The organism is Mycoplasma miroungirhinis (assembly GCF_013008815.1).
GTDB classification, from domain to species: domain Bacteria; phylum Bacillota_I; class Bacilli_A; order Mycoplasmatales; family Metamycoplasmataceae; genus Metamycoplasma; species Metamycoplasma miroungirhinis.
On record NZ_CP053097.1, the window covers coordinates 708,046 to 734,323 of the forward strand.

A 26,278-nucleotide genomic window follows, 5' to 3' on the forward strand; every position below is an offset into this window, starting at 1 on the left:
ATGAAAAAATCATTATTTTTAAGTTTATTAACTGTTTCTACTATTGCACCATCAGTTGCAATCGCTGCAATTTCTTGTGCTACTTCTGATCCTTTAGCTTTAAATGAACGTGGTAAACAAGAAAGTGTGTTAACTAGTCCAGAAACTAAAACATTTATTTTACAAAATGTTGCTGATAATTTAATTACTAACATTTATTCATCAGAAATACAATCAAAGACAAAAGATAATATTAAAACTTTATATGAAAATAAAACCTCACAATTTTATAAAGATTTTAAAAAGTTTTTTGATATTTTTGCCAAAAGACAACTAGATCAAAATGGTCAATATTTTGTTAATTTACGTCAAGATTTATTAAACAATAATGTTGATGTAATTGATTTTAATCCTGTTGGTTGAGAAATGCTTAATGAGCAACAAATGGACTTTTTATTTAATAACTCTGAAAAACTTTCACAAAGTATTCGTCTAGAAATAGAAAAAATGATTGTAGTTTATAATTATTTACTACAAAATAGACAAGAAGTTTTATCAATTACAAAAGATGAACAAAACAATGATAAATCATTACAAAAAGTGGATTCATCTAAGTTTAATGATGAAGATAAAAGAAGATTTAATTCTTTAGATAAAACTGCAAAAGATGTTTATTTAATTAAATACCTTTTAGATAATAAATTAGTTGAATCATGAAGTTTCCAAAGAGAAGAAAATGTTCAATTACTTCAAGGTCATGCATTAATCAATGATGAAAGTACATACAATAAGTTAATCCAAAATAACAATTTAAAATACAAAGTAGTAGATGATTTATCATTATTAGTTCATGGTTCAGATAATATTGATTTAACTAAATTACGTGGTTATAATGGTGTCCATAAATTCACTGATTCACCTGTTGGTGATATGAATTATGATAATTATAGTTTAGAAACAAAAGACTACACAGTTGAAGGATTTGTTAGCACATTTAATAATGGAATTTATTCTGTAAAACAATTAACATTTAATAGTTATGTTTTAGATAAATTAAAAACAAAACCTGTTATTTCTTTAAAAGAAGATGCAAAACAAAAAACTTTCTTCTCATCTGAAGATTTTACTGTATCTGGATTTAATTATGATACCAATGCTAAAATATTTACAAAAATAGTTGATGATATAACATTTAATTTTAAATTCTCAAGAATTGAGTCAACAAACGATGGAAATAATATTAGATTAACTATTGAACTTTCTGTACCAAATTTAGGAAATAAAGCAAAATATGTTTTTAGTACTGAATTAAAAAACAAAGTTTCAACAGCAATTAGAGAATTTGATCAATTTGAGTTACCAAAATTTGTGGATTTCTATAATCCTCAATCAAAACACATTGAAGGTAAATATATTATTAAAATTGCACCTAAAATGATCAAACAAACTTCAGATAAACAAGAAACTAAATATTTATCAACATTAGATCAAACACCATGAAATTCTAATGAAGAAAAAGAAAAACTGGCTTTAAATATTGTATTTTTAGATTATCTAAGTTTATATAAAACCGTTGTTAAATATTTTAAAGAATTAGGTGTGGGAATTAACACTGAAGGAATGGACAAAATCATTATTGACTTCTTAAAAGCTGAAGATTTATTATAATAAAAAAACTCTCTTTATTGCAACCTTTATTAGGTGAGCAATTAAGAGGGTTTTTTATTACACTTTATTTTCTATTTTCACTTTGATATTGGTGTTGAATTATATTAAATAGTTGCTTCATTTTTTCTATTTTTTCATCCATTTGATCTAATGTATCATTTGGTTGAATTGTATATTCTTCTATATCTTTTAAATATTGTTGTTTGTTTCTTTTATTTTTTATGTAATTTAAGTATTTGTTAATATTATTATATTTTGTATTTCATGCACTTTGTTTTACTGATAAAATGTATTGATTATATTTTTTTAAACCTTCTTCTGGATTTTGTAAATATGCTTCAAGAACATCATAATTATAATAAGCAAAATAAGGAATTTCTAAATCGACATCTATACCGTCTTCTGTATAAGGTAAATCATTTTCTTTTTCTATATCTTTATCTGGAACAGCAATTCATGCATTATTTGATGACATTTGTAAACTAGTACCATCGGGTAAAACCACAGGTAAAATAGAATACATTCCACCACCACTTTTGTTTCCGATAATTTTTGCAAATTTACCTAATTTTGCAATATGAGTAAGAAGATTAGCAGCACTAAATGTGTTTTTACCTACTAAAATATATCAATCATAATTTGTATAACCATCTCTTGCATCATATGCTGCATCATTATTAACATCTACACGATATTTACTAAAATTTAGAATTTTACTTAAAATATCATAATAATAAATTTTTTGGTCTTTATTACTCATAAAAGCAGCAACTTTTTCCATAGCAGCTATCGAACCTCCACCATTTAAAGATATATCTAAAATTATTTTTTTAATAGGGTGTTGGGTTGAATGTTGTTGAATTCTTTTCATAGCTTCAAACATTAAGAAATAACTATCATACTTATATGGCTCTTTTCCATTTATTTCTTCGTTTGTAGCTATCGTAAAACCATCTAAGTAAATAATAGCTATGTCATTATGAAATTGAAGGAAATTTACATCATTTTCATTTTCTTTATTTTTAGCTTGTGTTGCATTTCTAATTCTACTTAGCTTATTTAAATTATTAATATAACTTTGAATTGTTGAACTTTGTGCTGATGCATAAGGATTTGCACGGTAATCCTTAGGATCATAATATGAACCTGATTGAATTGAAGTATGTAATTCATCTAAATAAGTATAAATAAAATCTTCATATGCATTAGCATTCATATTAGATTCTGGAGATAATAATTTATCCTTTAGATGTGTTGTTTGGAAAAATTCATCTCAATTTGTGACATTATATTTTTTAAATACATTGTTTTTTAAACCATAGAAATTATCAAATAAAAATAATAAGAAATTATAGTTGTTTTGTCTTTGCTTAGCTGTTTGTTTTTGATCATTATTTGAATTATTCATAATTTTATTATATTCTTCAGAACTGGTGTCTTTATTAATAGTCAATGTAGTTCCAATAAATTTATCACCATTATAATAAATATTATAATAACCTTGGCTTAAAAATAATAAGTTAAAAATTGAAAAAGGAAGAAAAATATTTTTATCTTTTTCTAAAATTTTAAAATTGTATTTTCCTAAATCTAATTCTGAATATTTATCATTTGTTAATTTATCTTCGTTATTTTCTAAATATTTAATTCTTTCCGTGTAATTAATAGTTGAAGAACTTTCTAAAAAATTAAATACATTAGTGTTTTGAAACAATATTTTGTTATTTATATCATCAAAAATAAGCGGACTATTAAAAACACTATATTCATAGCCTAATTTAGAATGTTTAATATATTTAAACTGATTTTTTAAAAATAAACCATTTAATTTATTAATAAATTCATTAACATTAACATAAATGTCATCTGTGTTTTGATTTTTGAAAATTTTTAGATTTGTGTTTGAAATGTTATATTCGCTTGAAATGTTTTCAAATGTAACCGATTTAAAATTATTATTAGTTTCTTTAATAGATTCATTAGAAGTATTATTTGTGGGTGATTTTAATTCCTCTGGAATATTAGTTGTTATTTTAACAGACTCATCTGTAGAACAAGAAACAGCCGCTGATATTGCTGCGGCTGATATAGTTGTTAAGAATGAATAAGTTATTAATTTTTTTATGAATTTTTTACTTGAATAATGTTTTCTCATACATTACCTTTAGCATTTTCGTATTTTTGTTTTTCTATTTCATAATCAGTTTGTGTTTCTTCATCTAGGGTTGTATCTGATTTAATATGTTCATAAGTTAAATCATATTTAAATGCTGTAATTAATTTAATATAATTTTTAATCATATCTTCTGTCATTTTTAGAGTATTATCGCTACGATATTTATTTGAGAATGAGAATGCATCAATTGCATTATTTTTTTGTTCAATAGTCATATCATCAGTAATGTTTAAAATTTCTTTTACAACTGTTTGATTTTCAGGACTTATAGCATTAAAATCAAGTTTGTGGTTTCTATAAATATCTTGTAGATATTGAATGTAATATTCAGATTGTTTAACAATTTCTTTATTTTTAGCTATTTTAGCATCTATATCTTTATTTTTTTGTTCTAAATTTTCATATTCTTTTGCTTGTTCATTAAATTTATTTTCAAATGAAATAAATTTAGTTTTTACATCTTCATCTTCAATATTTTGATCACTAGCTAATTTTTCTTGTGTTATAGTGTAACCCACAATACCTAATAATTCTTTTTGGATAGCAACATTTTCTTGTAATTTTTGTAATGTTGATCTAGCATTATATCCAGCAGCATGATTTATAATATATTCTAAATCACTTTTTAGCTCTTCAAATGATGTATATTTATTAACAAATTCAGTTAGTTTTTGTTTTTTAGCTTCTTCAAAATGCTCTAAATCTTTAATAGAAGCTAAAGAGATTTTTCCTAGATAATCTAAATAAGTTAAGAATTGTAATTTTCTTTTTTGGATTTTTTTATTATTTTCTGTTTTTTGTTCTTCTAATTGACTATCATCACTAATTTTTATATTTGCACCTAGTGCTTTTAGTAATTTTTGTTTATCTGCATCACTATGAACATAAATTTTTTCTAGTTTAGGGAAAATACTTTTTGAAATTCAAATACCATGTCCACTTTGTATATCATTAGTTACTAAATCAAAATTAGTATTTGTAGCAAAAGTAAGTTCAGTTAATTGTGGTAATGAAGTAATAAAAGTATTTATTTTTGAACCTAATGAAAGATGAGTAATAGGTGTGTCTCTAAATCCTTCAAATACTTGTAATGTTTCTGGTAAAGTTAATTCTGTAACCATTGTACTATCAAAACCTTTTAATACAGTTAATTTATTATTTAAATGTAATGTAGTTAATTGTGATGAATTGTTGAATGCATAATTAATTTCAGTTGTATTAGCAGGTATTGTTAATTCTGTTACAGGTGTTTGAGCAAAACCACTTAATGTTTCTAGAGTGTCTGGGAAAGTAATATGTGTTAAATTAGTTTTATCAAAAGCATGTGATTCAATATTTTTTAATTTACTATTAAATGTTACATTTTCTAGTTCTTCTAGATTTTCAAATGAATTAGCTTTAATTGTTAAAACATTTGCTGGTATTTGTACTTGTTTTGTTTCTTGATTATATAAACTGGTAGCTATTTCAGGTGTTATGAACTTAGTATCAGCATCTTGAATAAGTTTATTAACTTTTTGTTTTAGATTTTGTTCTTTTTCTTTATATTGCTCACTTGTATTTTCTTTGGCAGTTTTAAATGCTTCTTTAATTGCTTCTTGAAGTTCTCTAGCATTTGTATCATTTCCAAATTTTTTTACAATTTGACTTAAGATTTTAGATTCTGTTGCAATGTATGCATCATATAATTGTTTATCAGTTAATTGATTTAGTTTTTTTGCATCTTCTAATATAAACCCTAATTCGTCGATATAGTTTTGAATTTTTCTGTAATATCTAGAATCTGTTTCTTGAAGCTTACTATATTCTTCAAGTTTTGAATCAATTAATTCTTTTGCATCATCTTTTGTCAAAGTATTTTTTAATTCTGTTGCTTTTGCAATCATTTGAGTGTATTTATCTTTTAGAATTTGTTGTTTTTGTTGAGTTGTTAAATTAAAGTAATCATCTGCTTCTTTCATTTTTTTATTTAATTCATCAATAGCTTTTTGAATGTCTTCAGCTTTTGGATTTGTAATTGTTCTATATTTATGTAAACTACTTTCAGCATTTGTTATAGCTTCACTTATGATGTTAGTTGAAACATAATCTACATCATTACTATAAGGCCCTTTTGTTTTTTTAGCTGCAAGAATAGTATTTTCTAGCTCGTCTAACTTCATTTGTGCAGCACTTTTTTGTTGAGGTTCAGCTGTTTTATTATCTGTTTGAGGTTTTTGAGCTGATTGTTCGTCTTTTTTAGGACTTTCTGTTGCACAAGAAGTAGCAACTGTGGCAATACCAGCAATAGATAATAATCCTAATGATGTAATTGTTAATAGTTTTTTAGATTTTTTCATATTTACTCTTTACTTCTATCTTCTATAGATACTTCTGCGTTTTGTTTTTCATTCATCATACTTATTCATTTTTCATTGTTTATTAAATACTTACTATAAACAACAACTGATTGTAATTCTTCTCAATGATTTTTACTAATTTCAGCTCATTTGACATTTTTAGGTAAAGTTAGAATTTTAACATTTGTTTCAGAAAACCCTGCAAAATATTCAAGTCCTTCTGGTAAAACCAATGTTTTTATTTTAGTAAGATTAAATCCACCTATTTTAGTTACAGTTGAAGGTATTTGGATTGATGATATGTTTGTAAATCCAAATCCATCTAATATTTCTAATCCTTCTGGTAATGTAATTTCGGTTATTAATTTATTAAAACTAAAAGCATCATTTGTAATTTCTTTTAATGTTGAAGGCAATTTAACAGAAGAAATTTGTGATTTTTCACCTGAAAATCCACCTAGGATTTTTAAATGTGCTGGTAGTTTAATTTTTTTTAAACCTGAATTTGCAAATGAATCAGGTAAAATTACCTCTAAACTTTCTGGTAAAATTACATGTTCTAGATTTTGAGTTTGAGCAAAACCACCAAGTGTTTTTAATCCAGGATTTAATCATAAATATTTAATTAAACTACGATCAAATGCATCTTTTGTAATTTCTTTTAAACTATCTGGAGTTTGAATTTTATTTATTTGTGTAGATGCAAATCCCCCTAATATTTCTAGTGTGTTAGGTAAATTTAATTGTTGAATATCGGTTTCATTAAAAGATTCTTCAAAAATAACTTTTAAATTTTTTGGTAAGTCAAGATTAGTTATTTTTGTAGATGCAAATCCTCCTAATTTCTCTAGATTTGCAGGTAACTTAAGTTGTGAAATATTAGTTGAATCAAAAGCATTTTTAAAAATTTCGGTTACAGTTGACGGTATGTTTATTTCATTAATGTTTCAATTTGCGAATCCACCTAATGATTTTAATTTAGCTGGTAATTTTATTGATGTTGGTGTAGTTTGAATATTTGCATTTAAATCAAAAGTATTCGGAGCAATATATGTTATTGACTCAGGCAATTCGATTGCTTTTAGATCTAATTTTGCAAATCCCCCTATTTTTTCAATTCCTTGTGGTAAAGTAATTGATTTTATTCTTGTTCCATCAAATGAATGAGCAACTATTTCTTTTAATTTAGCTGGTAATTCTAGTTTAGATATTAAAGTATTTTGGAATCCTCCTAATTTTTTTAATGTAGAAGGAAGCGAAATATTTTTTAATTTATTTGAACCAGCAAAAGCATCTTTAAATATTTCTTTTGTTCCTTCAGGGAACACTACAGATTCAAATTCAGATTTTTTAAATCCTCCAACTTTTTGAATTTTTTTTGGAAGTTCTAAAACAGTAAATTTAGGTTCTTCAAAAGCATCATCAGAAATTTCTTCTAAATTATCATTAAATTTTATATTTGAGATATTAGTATGTGAAAATCCACCTAATGTTTTTAAGTTTTGATTAAGTGTTAATTCTTGAATAGTTGTTAAATCCAATGTATGTTTATGAATGATTTCAAGATTTTCAGGAAGTTTTATAGTTGCGATTCCTGTATCTGCAAATCCCCCTAGTTCTTTTAAGCTAGCTGGTAAATTAATTTCGGAAATTGGTGTATTATCAAATGAATGTTGTAAAATTTTTTTTAAATTATTAGGAAAATTTAGGGATTGAATTTTTGTGTTTGCAAATCCACCTAAAACTTCTAGATTATCAGGTAAAGTTAAATTTGTAATTGCGGAGTTATTAAATGCATCTTGACCTATATAAACTAATGAATTAGGTAAGTGAATTTGTTCTAAATCATAATAATTTTCAAAAGCACCAGCAGAAATTTTTGTTATACCTTCTGGTATAGTAATTTCTGTTGAGTTTTTTGAAAACATTTTTAAGGCTTTGTTTTTTGTTAATACATTTGGATTATTTTCATCACTATCAGTTACTTCTTTTTTAATATCTTCTTGATAAAATTGTAATTTTTGAAGATTAGTCTTAATTTTATTTGTTAATGTTTGTTTAGCGTTTTCAAATTCTTTTTCTGTTAATGAATTGTTTTTAATTTTCTTTTCTAAATTTATTAATATATTAAGTTGTTCATCATTATTTATTTGTTGTTTTAAAGCATCAATCTGAGCCATTGCTTGTTCTGCATTTTGTTGTTTTTCATTTGAACAAGACATTGCTATAAATGTGGTCACTAAAACAGGTGATGATAAAATACTTAAATAAAATAATTTTTTAGTCTTTTTGTTCATAGTGTTTTCCTTAGCAAGTGTGCAAAAAAGAGAAGATACTCTAAGGCACTTCTCTTAACAAAAACTATACCGCATGAATTACCATGATCTGCTATTAACGGTTTAATCTCAGCTTTTTAAAGCACCCTCGCACATAATAATTATAAATAATTTTTGCGTATTTTTTGTTTTTTATGTTTATTTTATATTGTACAGCTTTGACATTCTAAAATACTTGCTGTTTGTTCGTTTCAATCAATATTTTCAGAACCCTCTAAAACTTCTTGTCTTATACGGACATAATATATACTTGAACAACCTTGTTTAAATGCACGTATATATGCTTTATTTAAATCTCTTGTTGTTGCTTTATCATTCATAAATAAAGTTAATGAAATAGCTTGGTCAATGTGTTTTTGAGCTTTTGCTGCTATATCAATAATAGGATCAGCTCCTAATTCATATGCTCCTTGTTCATAGTATTTATAATTATTTTCATCTAGTTTGTAAGCTGAAGAATAAACTCTACCTAATTTTCCTTCTTTTCTTACTTCAATTGGAGCAACTACTGGTTGTAATGAAGGAGTACATGAACTTAAATATGAAATTGAACCAGTTGGTGCAATTGCCATTAAATGTGAATTAGCAAGACCTGTTTTTTGAATTTCATTACTTAAATTAATTCAATCTTGTTGTGTTGGTATTTTTATATTTTTTGATTCAAATAAATTTTTAATTTTTACACTTTTAAATGTGTATTCTTGTGGATCATTTTCAGTATATTTTTTAAAATATGAACCATCAGCATATTTAGAAGTTGCAAAGTTATCATATGTTTTGTTATATTCTTTTGCTAATTTATTTGATGCTTTAAATGCATAATATGCTACAGTGTAGAAAAATAAATCAGTAAATTCTAATGCTTCAGGTGAATTGTAATAAATTTCATTTGAAGCTAAAAATCCATGTAAATTCATTGCTCCTAAACCTAAAGCATGATTTTTAGAATTTCCATTTTTAATTGAAGGTGCTGAATCTAAATTAGAAAATCTTGAAACATGGTCTAGTGCTTTAATTGAATAATAAATTGATTCTTCAAATCTTAAACCAGATTCCATCATTTTATCAATATTTAATGAAGCTAAATTACATGAAATATCTTGGCCTAATTCGTTAATACTTAAATCAGCATTATATGTTGTTTCTGAAGAAGATTGTACTATTTCAGAACATAAATTTGACATAACTATTCTTCCCTTATTTGGGTGTCTATTATTTACTGTATCATCAAATAGAATGTAAGGATATCCACTTTCAAAATGAAGTTCTGCGATTGCTTGGAAAAATTTACGAGCTGAAATAAATTTTTTAGTAATTAATGGATTTTGGATTAAATGTTCATATTCCTTAGTTATCGAAATATCACTCATTGGTTTTCCATATACTCTTTGAATATCATATGGACTAAATAATGCCATTTCTTTATTTTCTTTTGCTAATTGGAAAGTAATATCAGGTACAACTACTCCTAATGAAAGTGATTTAATTCTAATTTTTTCATCAGCATTTTCTCTTTTAGTATCTAAAAATTGCATTATATCAGGATGATGAGCATGTAAATAAACAGCTCCAGCTCCTTGTCTTTGACCTAATTGATTTGCATAACTAAAACTATCTTCAAGAATTTTCATAACAGGAACGACACCAGTTGCTTGACCTTGGATATTTTTAATAGGAGCACCAAATTCACGTAAATTAGTTAATAATAAACTAACTCCTCCACCTCTTTTTGATAATTGTAAGCTTGTTGATATGGCTCTTGCAATAGATTCCATATTATCTTCTATTCTTAATAAATAACAACTTACATATTCTCCTCTTTGTTTTTTACCTGCATTTAAAAATGTTGGAGTTGCGGGTTGTAATCTACCACTTAAAATTTCTTTTAATATGTTTTGTGTATCACTAAAATTACCATTACCTAAAAATAAGGCATTCATTAAAGCTCTTTCACTATATGTTTCTAGAAATTCTTTTCCATCGAAAGTTTTTAAACAATATGAATTATAAAATTTTACAGCTCCCATAAATGAACGAAAATGGTGATTATATTCTTTTATAATGTCATATAATTGTTGCAATTGTTCTTTATTTACCCGATTAACTATTTCTTCTTCATAATAATGATTTTTAACTAAAAAATCCATTCTTTGATGAATATTTTCAAATTTTTTAGTCGCTGGTCTAATAGTTTTTTGCATATAAATTTCAATGGCTTTTTGATCATTTTCATAAACATCTTTACCTTTTGAAAATTTAGTTAGTGCATTAAAAGCTAGATACAAATCCGCATCTTTAAATTCTTTTGTATTTGATGACATATTTTCCTTTCTTTTTATTTATTTCAAATTTGATTTAGTATTTTTTGTACTTTTTCTACTTCAGCAATTGATCCTCTTAATTCTATTGTTGTTAAAAGAGGTACATTCAATTTATTACTTAAAACATAACCAGCAAGACCATATGTATCACCAAAATTAGTATTTCCTGTGGCAATTATGGCAACACAATTTTTTCTATTACTTTCTATGTTTAAAAACTTAATAACTTGTTTAGGAACAGCTCCTTTAGTTTCTCCTAATCCTCCTGAAAAAGTTGGAGAAACTAAAACATATGGTTGATTGACAAAACAAGTTTCAGGATCTTCAATGGGAATTCTAGTGTTTGGAAAACCTAGTTTTAAAACAAAATGTTTAGTATTTTCTGTAGTAGATGAAAAATAAACAACATGAACTTCACCTGATACTTTAGGTATTTGTGCATGCAAATTATCATTATTGTTCATATTAAAACTCTCAATCTTCATCTTGTGTTTCTTCAGTTACACCCATAATATATGAACTTCCGTTTCCTGAGAAGAAATCGTGATTTTCATCAGCTCTTGCTGATAGTTGTGCAAACACTTCAGGTGCTATTTTAGTTTCTTCTGCAGTAAATGGTGAATCATAACCACAATTTTGTAAAAATTTTCCTGCGTTATATAGACTAAAACGAATAGCATCTTCAGCTAATCCAAATCCTTCATAAAGTTCAGTTAAAAATTCTTTTTCTAATTCAATTAATTTATATAATGTGTCGAAAACAAATTCCTTGTATTCTTGTTGTTTTTCAGGTGAAAGTTTTTCAACTTTTTTACGGAATTTGTATCCTGAATAATAATTATGTAAAACTTTATCTCTTAAAATTAATCTAATAATATCACTTGTATTAGGTAATTTTGCTCTTGCAGATAAGTAAAATGGTAGGTAGAATCCTCCATATAGTAAAAATCCAGGCATTAAAGCAGCAGCAATTTTAGATTTCAAAGGATCATCTGAAATATAAAAAGGTATTAAAAATTTAGCTCTTGCTTGTAATTTTTCATTATTAACAACTCACTCGTGAGCCTCTTCTATTTCTTCTGATGTATTTAATGTACTAAAAATAGTTCCATAACTTCTTGCATGAACACCAACCATAAATGCAAAATTAGCATAAATAAATTGTTCATGATCAGTTAAAGCATTAGGAATTTGTGCTGTATCACCTAATGTTGCTTGAATTGTGTCTAATAAAGTAAGTCCAGTAAATGTTCTTGTTACTAGTTGTTGTCAATTTTTATCCATTTCATTTCATGATTTTAAGTCATTAGAAACGGGAATTTTTTCAGGTAATCAAAAATTTTGAGTTACTCTTGTTCATACTTCTAAATCTTTATCATCATTAATAACATTTCAATTAATAGCACGTAAAGGTCCTTCTTGGTTTGCTTTTACGTAGTCAAGTGGATTATTGGAATTAAAATAATATTTGTTTTTCATTTTTACCTCGTTCTTACTATTTTAATAAAAAAAACTAACAATTTTTAAAAAATAGAAAATGTTTTTTTCTAGCATTTTTATATGCTAAAAAATGTAAAAAAAATGTTAATAATTTAATATTTTTCTATCTTAATTTTTTATTTTTTTATCAAAGTATAACAACTTTTAGTAATTAGCAACCGCTAATAAATATCATTTTTTTGATAAAAAAATAAAAAATAATTAAATTCATATTTTGAATAATTAATCTAAAAATAATAAGATAATACTAATATAGGAGAATTGAAATTATGACTAAAATATATGAAATTGCACAAGAAAATATAAATGCATTTTTAGAAGATGGTTGAGAAGAATCAAAAAAACCAATATTACTTTTTATCCATGGATTTGGAGATAGTTGAGGTACTATTAAACCAATTATAAATATAAAAAATAGACCATTTTTTGTAGCAGCAATTGATATGCCTGGATGTGGTAAAAGTTCTTGACATGTTAGACCTTTAACTTTAGAACATTATTTTGAAGTAGTTGGATCTTTTGTTGATTCTGTTTTAAAAAATCGTGATGTTTATGTTATTGGACATTCATTAGGTGCTTTAAGTGCTTTATATCTTTTAAGAACTCATAGAGCTAAATTTGCAACTTTAGTAGGGCCTTCTCATTATTTAATAAATAAAGCAAAAATTAAATTTGGTAAAAAATATTTAATTCCGATAACACGTGAAAATGCAATTGAATCTTATTTAAAATTAACAAATACACCAGAAGCATTTAAAAAAGAAGCTGAAGTATATGCAAATATGATTGTGAATAATAGTAATTTAAGATTTAAAAAATTTCATTATATAGTTGATCAACAAATGTTGAATCTAGAATATGTATTTGAAAATTACTATGATTGATATAAAGCAACTAATAATTATCAATTATGTGTTGGAGAATTTGATCAATATACAACTGTTGAAGAAATACAACTTGTAGCAAAACAAATGCATAAAAAAATAAAAATTATCAAAAATGCAGGTCATGCAACTTTTTATGATAATGCTCAAGAAATTTATGAATTTGTTTTAGAAATGTTTAAATAAATGAATCTAAAAGATTATTTTGAAAATAAATATGTGGAATTTATTCATTACTTATGTATTAAATATCATCAAAAACCAACTCCATTTAGTAAGTTAAAAATTATTGATGTTATTAAAACTAAAAATTCTAAAATAACAAAATCAATGTGAAAATATCAAAGACATCACATTGATGAAATGTGAATTTCAGGAGTGATATTAGCATCAAGTGAAAAAGAATACCATCAAGGTTTAAGTATAGTATGTTCTTATGAAGAACATCTATTTTTACATTATTTAATAGTTTGTAGTAATCAAACATCACCAAATAATGGAATGTTAATGCAAACTAGTTTATCTTTTTGGAATAAAACTATTATAAAAATGTCTAAAAAATACGACATTATTTATTTAAAAGATTGAGCATTGTTATTAAAATCATAAGTTAGCTCAAATAAATTAATTTATTCTCTGATTAGTTTGGAGTATAATAAAAGTAACAGAGGTGCTATAAAAAGCTGAGAATATACTCTTAAAGCTGATCATGATAATTCATGCGTAGCGAGTGATATATTAAATTATTCTCTTTCTCTGTTAGAAAAGAGGAATTTTTTATGAAAAAAAATAAAACATTAATTTGAAAAATATTAGGTGCTGGTCTTGCATTAGCTGGTACAGGTATTTTTGCTATTTCTTGTGCTCAACCAGTTCAGGAACAAACACCAAAAAAAGAAAACAAACAAGAAACAACACCAACTACTCCAAAAGCAATAGCAAATTGAGATACTAATATAGTTATTACATATGGTAGTGCTAATGATGGATTTAAGAAAAAAGATCCTAAAACTCAAAAATCACCACATGATATATTTTTAGAAAATCTAGAAAGAAAATTTAATGAACTAAAAAATGCAGATCCTAATTTAAGAGTAAATGCAGATGTTAAATTTAATACTGCAGAAAATTTTGATGAAGAAAGTATGAAAAATTCATTATTATCAGATGATGTTGATAATGACCTTTCAATCATTGGTTATAAATCTATTGATGATAAAATAGATAAAACAAACTTAGATAAATACCCACATTATGTTGGTAATACTGAAACATTAGCATTTAAATGAACCGTTGAGGATAATGCTAATTATGTTGATGGAAGTGATAATGATCCATTAGTAAAAGGTGCAAAAGAAAACAATAAAGTTTGATTTGATAATAATGGTGAATTCCCACAATGATATACCATTGAAGATGAATTAAAATGAGATGGTTCTAAATATGCAGCATTTTATGATGATACAAATAGACTAACTCAATTTTATCGTGGAGCTATTTACATCTCAGGAACTGATGAAGAATTACAAGCAATTGAAAATGCGTGAAAAACTAAAAACTGAGATGAATTTTCTAAATACGGAATTATTTACAAAAACACAACAAGTTTAGGAAAATATAGATTACAAGCACATTTACTTGCTCAACACTTTAATTTAACTCCACTTGAAGTAAATACATATTTTACTGAACAAAAAAATAAAGATAATAAAAAAGTAAGTTTAGGAAAATTTTCAACTCAATTAGGTAAAAAAGACAGTTTAGGTCATACATTCCATATTGCATTTGGTGATGAAGGAGAAATGAACTGAAATCGTTCAACAAACGATAAAGATGATAAATTTAAACCAACTGATCCAAATGCAAAAATACGTGTATTAACATTAACCGGTCCTTCACCTTATAATGCTGTATTCAGTAGACAAGGACTTCCAAAAGCAGAAAGTCAATTAATAATGAAAGCATTAGAAAGTCTTTCAATTGACGAAAATCAACTAGGAATTTATACCGGATTTAATAAATTTATTTCTGGTGATGACAATATGTTTAAAACATATATTGATATATATAACGGAAACACAATAGATACTAAAAACAAATAATTATGATAAATTTAAAATTTCAAGAAGTCGACATAAAATACAAAACAATAGATAATCCTGTTTTATCTAACATAAATTTTGAGATAAAAGAAGGAGAAATGGTCGCTTTTATAGGACAAAGTGGTGTTGGTAAAAGTACTATTTTTAAATCTATAGTAAGAAGTTTAAAACCAGCTAATGGACAAGTATTGTTAAATAATGAAAATATTTATTTACAAAATAAAAGAAAATGGAAACAAACAATTCAAAAAATTGGTTTTTTAACTCAACAACCTAATTTGATTTTTAGTGATAATGTTTATAACAACATTGTTCGTTCTATTTCTCAATACAAAAATAAATTGTATACGATATTTTCAGTATTAACAAGAAATCAAAAACGGAATATTTTTGAACAATTAGCGAATTTAAATATTTTAGATAAAGCTTTTTATCGTGTATCAGAACTAAGTGGTGGGCAACAACAAAGAGTTGAAATTGCTAAACTTTTAACTAAAAAAGTTGAGCTTATTTTAGCTGATGAACCTACTAGTAGTTTAGATTTTCAGACTTCATTAGAAGTTTTAGATATTTTAAAACAATTAAATAAAAAATATAAATTAACAATTATAGTTATTATTCATGACTTAAATTTAGTTAAAAAATATTTTAGTCGTGTTATAGGTTTTAAAAATAGCACGATAACACTGGATAAAAAAACAAAAGAAGTTAAAAAATGAGAACTACTTGAAGCAGTTTCAAAATAAAAATTCACCAAAACATTTTCTTTTATCAAGTAACTTCCAGTGACCAAAAAACCCAAAAAAAAATAAGAAGTTTTTGAAAACATTTATTAATTTTTCTCTGCATATTTTTAATTATTTATTTATTTTCCACATACAGTTATAAAACAACCAATTCTTATGGAGTGAAATTATTTCAAAAAAACTTTTTAAGAATTTTTCAGTTTTCTAACATCAGTACAATGGACTATGAACAAAATCTTTTATTGAGAAGTTTAAATATTTTATGATTTACTATTAAATATACTATTACTGGAACATTTATTGGTTTTATATTAGCGATTTTAACTTCGTTTTTAACTAATAGAAATTTTACAAACAAAATTTGATCTTTTTTTTCAAGAAATTTAATCTTATTTTTACGTTGTATTCCAGAGTTGTTATTTATTACATTATTTACTTCAATTTATCGAGCAGAATTTAGTTTAATTTTAATTTTCATTTGATTTACTTGATTATGACTTCATAAATATTACATTGAAGCGCTTGAATCAATTGATAAAAAACCTTTTTATATATCTATTAATCAAGGTAATTCAAAAATTAAATCTTTTTATAAAGAAATATTACCTAGATTAATGAATAGATTTATTAGTTTATTTATTTATTCTTTTGAATCCAATATGCGTTGAGGTTCAATTTTATCTACATTAGGAGCACCAGGAATCGGAGTCTTAATTAATTATGCTAGTAAATCAAGCGCAAGATTTCAAGAACTAGGTATTCCACTAACGATTTTGTTAGTATTTATTGTATGTTTAGAAATACTAAATGTTATTTTAAATAAATATTTATTTCAAACTAGTACTAAAAACATCAAAACTTTAGATATAAATAAGTTAAGTAAAACAATTAATACTCGTTTCTGAATTAAACTTATTATTGTTGTTATTTTAGGTATTTTTAGTATTTATACTATTGCTGTAACTGATAAATCTTATATTTTATCAAGTTCATCAATTGAGTTTTTTAAAGCATTATTGTATCCTGATTGACAACACTTTCAATGAAGTAGTTCAGATATAAAAGTAAATCCATTGTTACAAATTTTACAAATAATAACATTTGCTATATCTACTATCACAGTAACAGTTATTTTAGCAATTATTATTGTTCCATTTTGTGCAATGTTTACTAATAAATTCCATTCAAGTATTATTTTTAGAGCACTTAATAGTTTTAATAGATTAATACCTGCAATCGTTTTAATTTATTTATTTGGTGCATTAGTATCAAACGTATCAAAAATAACTTTAATTATTTTTGTTTTAGGATTTCATGAAGCATCGGGATTTATTAAACAAATATCAGAAACTGTTGATAATATTGATGATTGAAAAATTAAAAATCTTCAACAAATGGGAAATTCAAAATTGAGAATATATTTTAAATTTATATTACCAAACATTAAATATGATTTTATTAGTTTAACTATTTTCTATTTTGAAATGTCAATTAGAAATGCAATTACATATAGTGTATTTACAACAACACAAAACGAATTATATTTAGGACACGGATTATCAGATTCATTAAATGAAAAATCTTTACATGTCAATGTTGCAAGTGTATATTTTTGGTGTTCAACATTAACTATATTCTTATTAAATATAATTTCAGAACAAATAATATTTAAAATCAAAAATAGAAACATTAATTATTTTAAATATTTATATAAATTTAAATTAAAATTACTACCAAAACTTAAGTTAAATAAGTTTTATAAAAATATTCATTAAATATCTAATAATTTAATTTCAATAATACAAATTATAATAATATCAAGTGCAATAATGTGCTTGATATTTTTTTACATTCTACAAAATGTACTTAAATTAGTAGGATACAAACTTTAAGTTTTTATAACTAGGTCGATGTATTTTTGAAAAACACTAAAAAAACTCGATACCTTTTAAGATAATCGAGTTTAATTTATGTCTAATAAAATGAGTTTATTTAATGTTTTTGGTTAATTCGTACATTGTTTTAATCATAACACCTTGTGGAACGTCTGATATATCATTTGTTCCTGCAATATCAAGATGTATAAAGTCAGCATTTTCAGCGAATTCTTTTAAAAACATTGCAGCTGATGAAGAACCAGCATCACCTGTTAAATCAGTGTTTTTTAAGTCAGCCACTTTTGTGTTTTTAATTTCTTTTGCAAATTCTTCATGAAGAGGCATTCTTCAAATTAGTTCATGGTGTTTTTTAGCTGATATATCTAATGCTTTTCAATCAGCAGGATTAGATGTTCATACACCAGTAAATGTGTGTCCTAGTGCTACTAATATTGCTCCAGTTAATGTTGCTATGGTTAATACTTTTGTTGCTTTTAAGTTTCTAATTGCATAAGTAATTCCATCAGCTAAAACTAATCTTCCTTCAGCATCGGTGTTGTTAATTTCTACTGTTTTTCCACTCATTGATGTTCAAACACTATCTGGTGTAGATGCATCTCCGTTTACTCTATTATCAGTTAAAGGCATGATTGCAACTACATTAGCTTCAGGTTTTAATTCTGCAACAGCTTTCATTGTTGCAGCAACTGCTGCTGAACCTGACATATCATATTTCATTCCAAGCATGTATCTTGAAGGTTTTAAACTGTATCCTCCACTATCAAAAGTAATTCCTTTACCAACTAATGCTAATTTTGTATTTGATTTAGGATTTCCATTGTATTCAACAACTACTAAACGAGGTTCATATGTACTTCCTCTATTTACACTCAATAAAAGACCCATTTTTTGTTCTTCAATAGCTTTTTTATCTAATACTGTTACTTTTAAGTTTGGATATTTTGAAAGTTCTTGGTAATATGCATCAGCTAAAAATTCACTATTTGCAATATTTGGAACAGTTCTTTGTAAATTTCTTGCAAAAGTTACACTTTGATTTAAAATTTCTTGTTCTGCAATAACTTTATCTAATATATTTGTAGTGTATAAGTATAAATCTTTAGTTGTTTCTTTTTTATTTGTTTTTAAACTAAAGATATCAGCATTATTAAATTCATATGCATCTAAAAAAGCTTTAACAACTTCATTTACATGTACTTTTTGTGTTACAAAAGAAGCTACATCAACTGTGTATGCTCTTTTTTGATTAGCTGTAAATGTCATTGCAAAATTTCTTAAATCTTTTATATTAAATTTATTTTGTTGACCTAAAAAAACAAATGATTCTTTAGTATGAAAAAAATCTGTTACTAGGTTTTTTTCTTTTAATGTTTCTTCTGGTACTACTGTATCATTAAATGCTGCTTTTAAAATTAAAGTATCATTTTTTTGGTTAATTAATTTAATCATATTTTCTCCTTATTATTAATTTAAAAAACACTTTTAATTTATTGACAGATAAAATTTATGATTGTGTTTTCTTTATAAATAACTTTTATTATATTCTTATTTGTTAAATATTTTTTAACTGATTCAATTTCTTTTGCTTTTTGAATAATATCTTCTTCAGTTCAATCTGATTCAATAGCAATTTCACCTCTAATTTTTCCATTAACTTGGATTCCAATAAATGTTTGTGTAGCTAGGATTTTTTCTTGATCATATGAAGGTCATACTTGATTCATAATTGGTTTTTGAGCAAGCTTTTCTAGAAGTTCTTCAGCTAAATGAGGGGCAAAAGGACTTAATAATATAGAAAAGGTTTTTAAAGTTTCTAATGAAGCAGTTTCAACTTGTGCTAGGTAATTAATAAATATCATCATTTTACTAATTGCTATATTAAATTTTAATTTCTTAATATTAGTTGTAACTTCCAATATAACTTTATGTAATTCACTTTCTTCTTCTTGTGAAGGTTGAGAAGTTAATGTATTTTTTTGAAGTCTAGTAAATTGATTGTAGATTCTATCTAGTCATTTTCTAATTCCGTTAACACCTGAATCATTTCATGCTTTAGTTTCAGTTAAAGGTCCCATAAACATTTCATAAACTCTTAAAGTATCAGCTCCATAGTTTTGAACAATTTCATCAGGATTTATAACATTGCCTAAACTTTTTGACATTTTTTGTCCATCAGTTCCTAAAATCATACCTTGATTTACTAATTTAAAAAATGGTTCTTTTACAGGAACAATTCCTCTGTTGAACAAGAAATTGTTTCAAAAACGAGCATATAATAAGTGTAATGTAGCATGCTCTTGACCACCAATATATAAATCAACTGGTAATCATTTTTTGAAACGTTTTTTGGCTTCAATACTATTTAATTTTTCATAAGTTCCATCTTCATTTTTTAAAATATAAGCTAAAAAATATCAAGATGAACCAGCTCATTGAGGCATTGTATTTGTATCACGACGGTATTTTTTACCATCAATTTCAACATATAATCAATCTTTTAAGTTAGCCAGTGGACTTTCACCAGTCCCTGATGGTTTTATGTTACTTGTTTCTGGTAATTTTACTAAATCATCAATTAAACTAATATTTCCTTCTTCATCGAATAAAACAGGAAATGGTTCTCCTCAATATCTTTGACGACTAAAAATTCAATCTCTTAATTTGTAATTAGTTTCAACTCTTCCAATCATATTAGTTTCAAAAAAGTTATTTATTTGTTTAATAGCTTCATCAGTTTTTAAACCATTTAACATATCACTATTTATATGTATTCCATCACCTTCATAAGCTTTTGTTACATCTTGTGTTTCGATAACTCATTTGATATCTAGATGATATTTTTGAGCAAATTTTCAATCTCGTAAATCATGAGCTGGAACACCCATCACTGCACCTGTACCATAACCTTCTACAATATAATCACCTACATAAATAGGGATTAATTCATCATTAACAGGATTTAAAACATAACTTCCTGTAAAGACTCCGCTTGTTTCTCTTGTTGCGTTATTTCTTTGGATTTGAGAAAGATTTTTTGCTTTTTCTATGAAATTATTTACTTCTTCTTTTTGTTCATTAGTTACTAAATTGTGTAATTTTTTGTACTCAGGACTAATACAAATAAATGACACACCAAAAATTGTGTCAGGTCTAGTTGTAAAAGTTCTAATATACATATCTTTACTTTTAACTTTAAATGAAATTTCTGTTCCTACACTTTTACCAATTCAATTAGTTTGAAGAGCTTTTAAACTATCACTTCAATCTAAATCTTTTAATCCTTCTAATAATTCTTCTGCGTATTTTGTTATTTTTAGTACTCATTGGCGCATTGGTTTTTTTACAACGGGATAATTTCCGCGTTCAGATACTTTATTACCTTCTGCATCTTCAATTATTTCTTCATTTGCTAAAACAGTACCTAATGCTTCACATCAATTTACATCAACATTTTCAATTTTAGCTAAACCATGTTTGTATAACTCTTTAAAAATTCATTGAGTCATAACATAATATTTGGGATCTGAAGTGTTTATTTCTTTATCAAAGTCATAACTAAATCCTAAACTTTTAATTTGTCTTTTGAAGTTTTGGATATTTTTAATAGTAAAATCTGCTGGATTATTACCTGTTTTTAGCGCATATTGTTCTGCTGGTAAACCAAATGCATCTCAACCCATTGGATGTAGTACATCATAACCATTTAATCTTTTGAAACGACTAATTATATCAGTAGCAGTATATCCTTCAGGATGGCCAACATGTAAACCTGCTCCACTAGGATAAGGAAACATGTCAAGAATATAAGCTTTTTTATCACTTTTATTGGTAGTTTTAAAGGCTTTAGTTTCATCTCAGTTTTGTTGTCATTTTTTTTCTATTAATTTGTGGTCATACATATTTTAATTTTACTAAATTTATACATTATTTAATAATAAACAATACAAAATAATTAAAAATTACACATTTTTTTCAAAATAGAAAAATATATTATTCTTTTTGAATTTTTATATGCTAAAACGAATTTTTGTTGTAAAAATTTATGAATAAATTTTAGTCAAATGTATAATTTTATATTATATATTTAAAGAAAAAAGGACAAAATATGAATAAATTTATGTTTTTAAAACCAGGAGATGAAATTAGAGTAATAGCTCCAGCTAGAAGTTTAAAATTAATAGGTGAACCTAATACTAATTTAGCAATAAAAAAATTAGAATCGATGGGATTTAAAGTAACTTTTGGAAAAAATGTTTATGAAGTACATAATCGTTTTTCTGCAACAATTAAACAAAGAGTAGAAGATTTTCATGAAGCTTTTTTAGATAAAAATGTAAAAGCTATTTTAACAGTGATTGGAGGATTTAATTCTAATCAATTATTACCTTACATAGATTGAGAAATTGTTAAAAATAATCCTAAGATTTTTTGTGGATTTAGTGATATTACTGCATTACATTTAGCTATTTTAAAACACACTAATGTTCCAGTCTTTTATGGGCCACATTTTTCTTCATTTGCAATGATTAAAAACTCAGAATACATTGAAACTCAGTTTAAAAATATGTTTTGTAATGAAGACAAAACAGTTAATTTAGAAGCATCAAAATTATGAAGTGATGATTTATGATTTATTGATCAAGATAATAGACAATTAGAAAATAATAGTGGTTGATGAAATATTCAAAATGGAGAAGCTAGAGGAAAAATAATTGGCGGAAATTTATCTACTTTAATGTTACTTAAAGGCACTGATAATTTCCCAGATATAAATGAAGATAGTATTTTAGCTATTGAAGCAGTACCTTCATATGATTATGATAATTTTGAAAGAATGTTAGTGTCTTTAATTCAATCTCCTTGATTTAAACATATCAAAGCACTTATGATAGGAAGATTTTGTCTTGGTTCAAAAATTTCTAAAGAAGATTTAATTACAATGTTAAGTGAAAAAGAAGAACTAAAAAATATGCCAATAGTTGCAAATATAGATTTTGGTCACTCAATGCCTTTATGTGTACTTCCATTAGGTTTAGAATCAGAACTTAAAATTAATAATAATTCAGAAATAAAAATATTTAAATAAGAATTACTTATTTATATTACATAAAAATTAATAAGAAAAAATTAGTATTTTTAATGATGCTATTTTTTTTGTATTTTAATTTCAAAAAAAGTAGTTTTGGATTTTTTATTTATCATCTAAAACTTGGTATTATAAAATACTATTTATTTGTAGTAATTGTTTTTTAAAAAATCAATCAAACAAAGATATCTTACCTACACAATAACAATAATATTTTAATAAAAAATCAAGTTTTATACAAATTTAATTTAATTGTATTTACTTGATTTTTAGAATAGAAAATTGTAGTGATTATTTAGCTTGTTTCATAGAGCGCATAATACTTTTTATTTGTGTTTCTGAAGCTTTACGTCCCATTTGAGCAAACATAACACGAATCATTTTTTCATTAATTGGGGGATTTTCATCCAATTGTTTTTTGATTTTACGTTGGGTTAATCAAGCTGCAAAAACAGCTCCAATAATTAAACCTAGTAAAAATAAACCAATTGATAAAGCTACAATAGCACCTGTTGACATTTTAACCTCTTTTCCTTACAAATATTTTCTTTGTGAAAATATAAATGATAAATGGTAATATTAATACTAAAAGTATTGATATTAAAAATATTTTTGCATAAAAACGATTTTGTTTTGATTTTTGTTCTTGAATTTTTTGAATAATTTCAGTATCTAAACCAAATGAATCTCTAATATTAGTTATTCTTATTTTTCTAAATATTGCTCAAATAATATGAATTATTATTACAAAAATTATTATGCTAGAAAATACATAAACTCAGTTAGTTGGATTAGGGAATGAATAATTAATTCATTCTTTAAAATCTAAAACAAAAGCTGGTTTATTTGTACCTTTATGAACTAAATCACCATATTGAATTCATTGTGAATCTTTAATTGCTCAAAATATTAATGTAAATATTCCAAAATAAAAAGTAAAAGCAATCGTAATTCAATTATGAGAAATTTGTCTTAAAGTTAATTGTCTATATAAAATAACAATAAAAGCTGGAGTGGTTTTTTCTTCCCGTTTAATTGTATCTCGATAATCTTTAATGGATTTTTTCAAGCTTGATAATTCAATTAGATCGTTTATAAGTTTTCACAACATTATTAACATAAAAAACCCTAATAAAATATATCAAACTCAAGGAGTGTTTTGTAACTTAAATAATGAAGGTTTTAAAGCTAATAATAATACAAGTATTGTTGATGTTGCTAATAAAATACAAATAATAATTATGTTATAAATTTTTAATACAGTTTCTCATTTATAAATTCTCATAATACTATTTGGAATAAATCCTTCTGGATCTTTTGTTTCGGTAGATTCAAAGTACTTACTTTCAATAGTGTTATTGATTGATAAAGTAGCTGTTTGTTGAGTATCTTTATTTTGATTAGAATGTTCTTTATTTCAAGGTTGTAATTCCATAATATTCCTTATTTGGATGTATCTGTTTTTAAAATTGCTAAAAATGCTTCTTGGGGTACTTCTACTGTACCTATACTTTTCATTCTTTTTTTACCAGCTTTTTGTTTTTTTAGTAATTTTTGTCTCCGAGTAACGTCTCCACCGTACAGTTTTGCAGTAACATCTTTACGATAAGCTTTAACAGTTTCTCTTGCTATAATTTTACCACCAATTGCAGCTTGAATAGGAACTTCAAAGTTTTGGCGAGGTATAACAGTTTTTAATCTTTCACATAATTCTCTACTTCTTTGGTATGCTGAATCTTTATGAACTATCATTGCTAAAGCATCGACTTTTTCACCATTTAATAAAATATCTACTTTAACTAATTTTGATTCTCTTAATCCGATAAAATCATATTCAAAACTTGCATAACCTTTTGAATATGATTTTAGTAAATCAAAAAAATCAAAAATAATTTCATTTAGGGGTAATTCATATATTAATCTTCTTCTATTTTGGTCAATATATTCAATGTCAATATATTTTCCTCGTTTGTTTTGACATAAATCCATAATTGAACCTAAATATTCTTGAGGGAGAAAAATACTTGCTTTAATATAAGGCTCTTCTATCATTTTAATGTAATTACTTTCAGGTAATGAAGAAGGATTTGTGATATTGATTACTTCATTATCTGTTTTTGTTAGATAAAATTCAACACTAGGAGCTGTTGCTATAATATCTAAATTAAATTCACGTTCTAGTCTTTCTTGAAGAATTTCCATGTGTAGCATTCCTAAAAACCCAATTCTAAAACCAAATCCTAGTGCTTTTGAAGTTTCGGGTTGATAAGTTATTGAACTATCACTTAAAGAAATTTTTTCTAATGCATCTTTTAAATCATTAAAATCACGAGTATCAACAGGATAAAAACCAGTATAAACAACACTTTTTAACTTTTTATAACCTGGAAGAGGTTCAGGTGATGGATTAGATGTTAAAGTAATAGTGTCACCTACTTGAATATATTTTGCATCTCTAATACTTGCTGCAATTCACCCTACTTGTCCAGCTTGTAAAAATTCTTTTTTAATTTCTTTTGGTGTTCTAATTCCTAGTTCAGTAACTGAAAATTTCATTTTATTATGCATTAAAATAAATTCATCGCCAACAGATATTTTGCCATTAAATAATCTTACTAATAACACAACACCACGATAAGAATCAAAATAACTATCAAAAATAAGTCCAGTTAATGGTTTAGATGTATCTGCTTCTTTAGGATAAGGAATCCTGTTTATAATAGCATCTAAAACTTGTTCAATTCCTTGACCTGTTTTAGCACTAACTAAAATAGCATCTGAAGCATCAATTCCAATTATATCTTCAATTTCTTTTTTAACTGCTTCAGGATTAGCTGAAGGTAGATCAATTTTATTAATAATGGGAATAATTTCTAAATCATGTTCCATTGCGAGATAAACATTTGCAAGAGTTTGAGCTTCAATTCCTTGAGTTGCATCTACCAATAATAAAGCACCTTCACAGGCTTTAAGAGAACGTGAAACTTCATATGTAAAATCAACATGTCCTGGAGTATCAATTAAATGAAAAACATAATCTTTATATTTAATTTCAACAGCATTTAGTTTGATAGTTATCCCTCTTTCACGTTCAAGTTCCATTTGATCTAAATGTTGAGCTTCTAAATCTCTTTTTTCAACTGTATTAGTTATTTCTAAAATACGGTCTGCTAAAGTAGATTTACCGTGATCTATATGTGCGATTATTGCAAAGTTTCTGATTTTTTTATCTGTCATAGTTTA

18 protein-coding genes and 1 riboswitch are annotated in these 26,278 nt (G+C 25.3%); of the genes, 7 read left to right on the plus strand and 11 right to left on the minus strand.

The annotated features are described in order from the left end of the window. On the plus strand, positions 1-1,647 hold the full coding sequence (locus HLA92_RS02985; RefSeq protein WP_171113392.1) for a HinT-interacting membrane complex lipoprotein P60: 1,647 nt from the start codon (positions 1-3) through the stop codon (positions 1,645-1,647). Positions 1,648-1,711: 64 nt separating this feature from the next. On the opposite strand, the gene HLA92_RS02990 is transcribed toward HLA92_RS02985, so the two are convergent. The 6 genes from HLA92_RS02990 to nrdF form a co-directional block, all read right to left on the minus strand. Continuing rightward, positions 1,712-3,802 (minus strand): S41 family peptidase, encoded by a 2,091-nt coding sequence (locus HLA92_RS02990; RefSeq protein WP_171113394.1) that lies wholly within the window; start codon positions 3,800-3,802, stop codon positions 1,712-1,714. Next, positions 3,769-6,162 (minus strand): leucine-rich repeat domain-containing protein, encoded by a 2,394-nt coding sequence (locus tag HLA92_RS02995; protein ID WP_171113397.1) that lies wholly within the window; start codon positions 6,160-6,162, stop codon positions 3,769-3,771. Before HLA92_RS02995 ends, HLA92_RS02990 begins: the two co-directional genes overlap by 34 nt. Before the next feature lie 2 nt (positions 6,163-6,164). Continuing rightward, positions 6,165-8,459 carry a leucine-rich repeat domain-containing protein gene (locus HLA92_RS03000; RefSeq protein WP_171113399.1) on the minus strand — a complete coding sequence of 765 codons (2,295 nt, stop codon included), beginning with the start codon at positions 8,457-8,459 and terminating at the stop codon, positions 6,165-6,167. A gap of 182 nt (positions 8,460-8,641) precedes the next feature. Further along, positions 8,642-10,819: a class 1b ribonucleoside-diphosphate reductase subunit alpha gene (gene nrdE / locus HLA92_RS03005; protein ID WP_212751820.1), complete on the minus strand. Its 2,178-nt coding sequence runs from the start codon at positions 10,817-10,819 to the stop codon at positions 8,642-8,644. A gap of 14 nt (positions 10,820-10,833) precedes the next feature. Then, positions 10,834-11,283, minus strand: coding sequence for a class Ib ribonucleoside-diphosphate reductase assembly flavoprotein NrdI (nrdI, locus tag HLA92_RS03010; RefSeq protein WP_171113402.1), 450 nt, complete (start codon positions 11,281-11,283; stop codon positions 10,834-10,836). Position 11,284: 1 nt separating this feature from the next. Continuing rightward, positions 11,285-12,298 (minus strand): class 1b ribonucleoside-diphosphate reductase subunit beta, encoded by a 1,014-nt coding sequence (gene nrdF / locus HLA92_RS03015; RefSeq protein ID WP_171113404.1) that lies wholly within the window; start codon positions 12,296-12,298, stop codon positions 11,285-11,287. Positions 12,299-12,588: 290 nt separating this feature from the next. Between nrdF and HLA92_RS03020 the strand changes: the two genes are divergently transcribed. The 5 genes from HLA92_RS03020 (at position 12,589) to HLA92_RS03040 (ending at position 17,826) form a co-directional block, all read left to right on the plus strand. After that, positions 12,589-13,389, plus strand: a complete 801-nt coding sequence (locus HLA92_RS03020; RefSeq protein WP_171113406.1) for an alpha/beta fold hydrolase — start codon at positions 12,589-12,591, stop codon at positions 13,387-13,389. After that, positions 13,390-13,812 carry a hypothetical protein gene (locus HLA92_RS03025; RefSeq protein WP_171113408.1) on the plus strand — a complete coding sequence of 141 codons (423 nt, stop codon included), beginning with the start codon at positions 13,390-13,392 and terminating at the stop codon, positions 13,810-13,812. A gap of 47 nt (positions 13,813-13,859) precedes the next feature. Beyond that, positions 13,860-13,950: riboswitch (TPP riboswitch) on the plus strand. A gap of 32 nt (positions 13,951-13,982) precedes the next feature. Further along, positions 13,983-15,305 (plus strand): ABC transporter thiamine pyrophosphate-binding lipoprotein p37/Cypl, encoded by a 1,323-nt coding sequence (cypl, locus tag HLA92_RS03030; RefSeq protein ID WP_171113410.1) that lies wholly within the window; start codon positions 13,983-13,985, stop codon positions 15,303-15,305. A 2-nt stretch (positions 15,306-15,307) separates the two neighbouring features. Then, on the plus strand, positions 15,308-16,051 hold the full coding sequence (locus HLA92_RS03035; RefSeq protein ID WP_171113412.1) for an ATP-binding cassette domain-containing protein: 744 nt from the start codon (positions 15,308-15,310) through the stop codon (positions 16,049-16,051). 218 nt (positions 16,052-16,269) lie between these two features. Continuing rightward, on the plus strand, positions 16,270-17,826 hold the full coding sequence (locus HLA92_RS03040; RefSeq protein ID WP_171113414.1) for an ABC transporter permease subunit: 1,557 nt from the start codon (positions 16,270-16,272) through the stop codon (positions 17,824-17,826). A 213-nt stretch (positions 17,827-18,039) separates the two neighbouring features. Here HLA92_RS03040 and HLA92_RS03045 read toward each other — a convergent pair whose 3' ends face one another. After that, the gene (locus HLA92_RS03045; RefSeq protein WP_171113416.1) at positions 18,040-19,398 is read right to left on the minus strand and encodes a M17 family metallopeptidase; all 1,359 of its coding nucleotides are present in this window, start codon (positions 19,396-19,398) and stop codon (positions 18,040-18,042) included. 38 nt (positions 19,399-19,436) lie between these two features. Then, entirely contained in the window at positions 19,437-21,848 is a 2,412-nt protein-coding gene (gene leuS / locus HLA92_RS03050) for a leucine--tRNA ligase (RefSeq protein WP_171113418.1), read from the minus strand. Positions 21,849-22,054: 206 nt separating this feature from the next. Here leuS and HLA92_RS03055 point away from each other — a divergent pair, with 206 nt between their 5' ends. Beyond that, entirely contained in the window at positions 22,055-23,035 is a 981-nt protein-coding gene (locus HLA92_RS03055; protein WP_171113420.1) for a S66 peptidase family protein, read from the plus strand. 291 nt (positions 23,036-23,326) lie between these two features. Here the strand turns inward: HLA92_RS03055 and HLA92_RS03060 are convergent, their stop codons facing one another. Genes HLA92_RS03060 through lepA form a run of 3 tightly spaced genes read right to left on the minus strand, consistent with a single transcriptional unit; the run spans position 23,327 to position 26,272 of the window. After that, positions 23,327-23,554 carry a YneF family protein gene (locus HLA92_RS03060; protein WP_171113422.1) on the minus strand — a complete coding sequence of 76 codons (228 nt, stop codon included), beginning with the start codon at positions 23,552-23,554 and terminating at the stop codon, positions 23,327-23,329. 1 nt (position 23,555) lies between these two features. Beyond that, positions 23,556-24,470, minus strand: coding sequence for an MSC_0882 family membrane protein (locus HLA92_RS03065; protein WP_171113424.1), 915 nt, complete (start codon positions 24,468-24,470; stop codon positions 23,556-23,558). Positions 24,471-24,478: 8 nt separating this feature from the next. After that, positions 24,479-26,272: a translation elongation factor 4 gene (lepA, locus tag HLA92_RS03070; RefSeq protein WP_171113426.1), complete on the minus strand. Its 1,794-nt coding sequence runs from the start codon at positions 26,270-26,272 to the stop codon at positions 24,479-24,481. Positions 26,273-26,278: the final 6 nt, after the last annotated feature.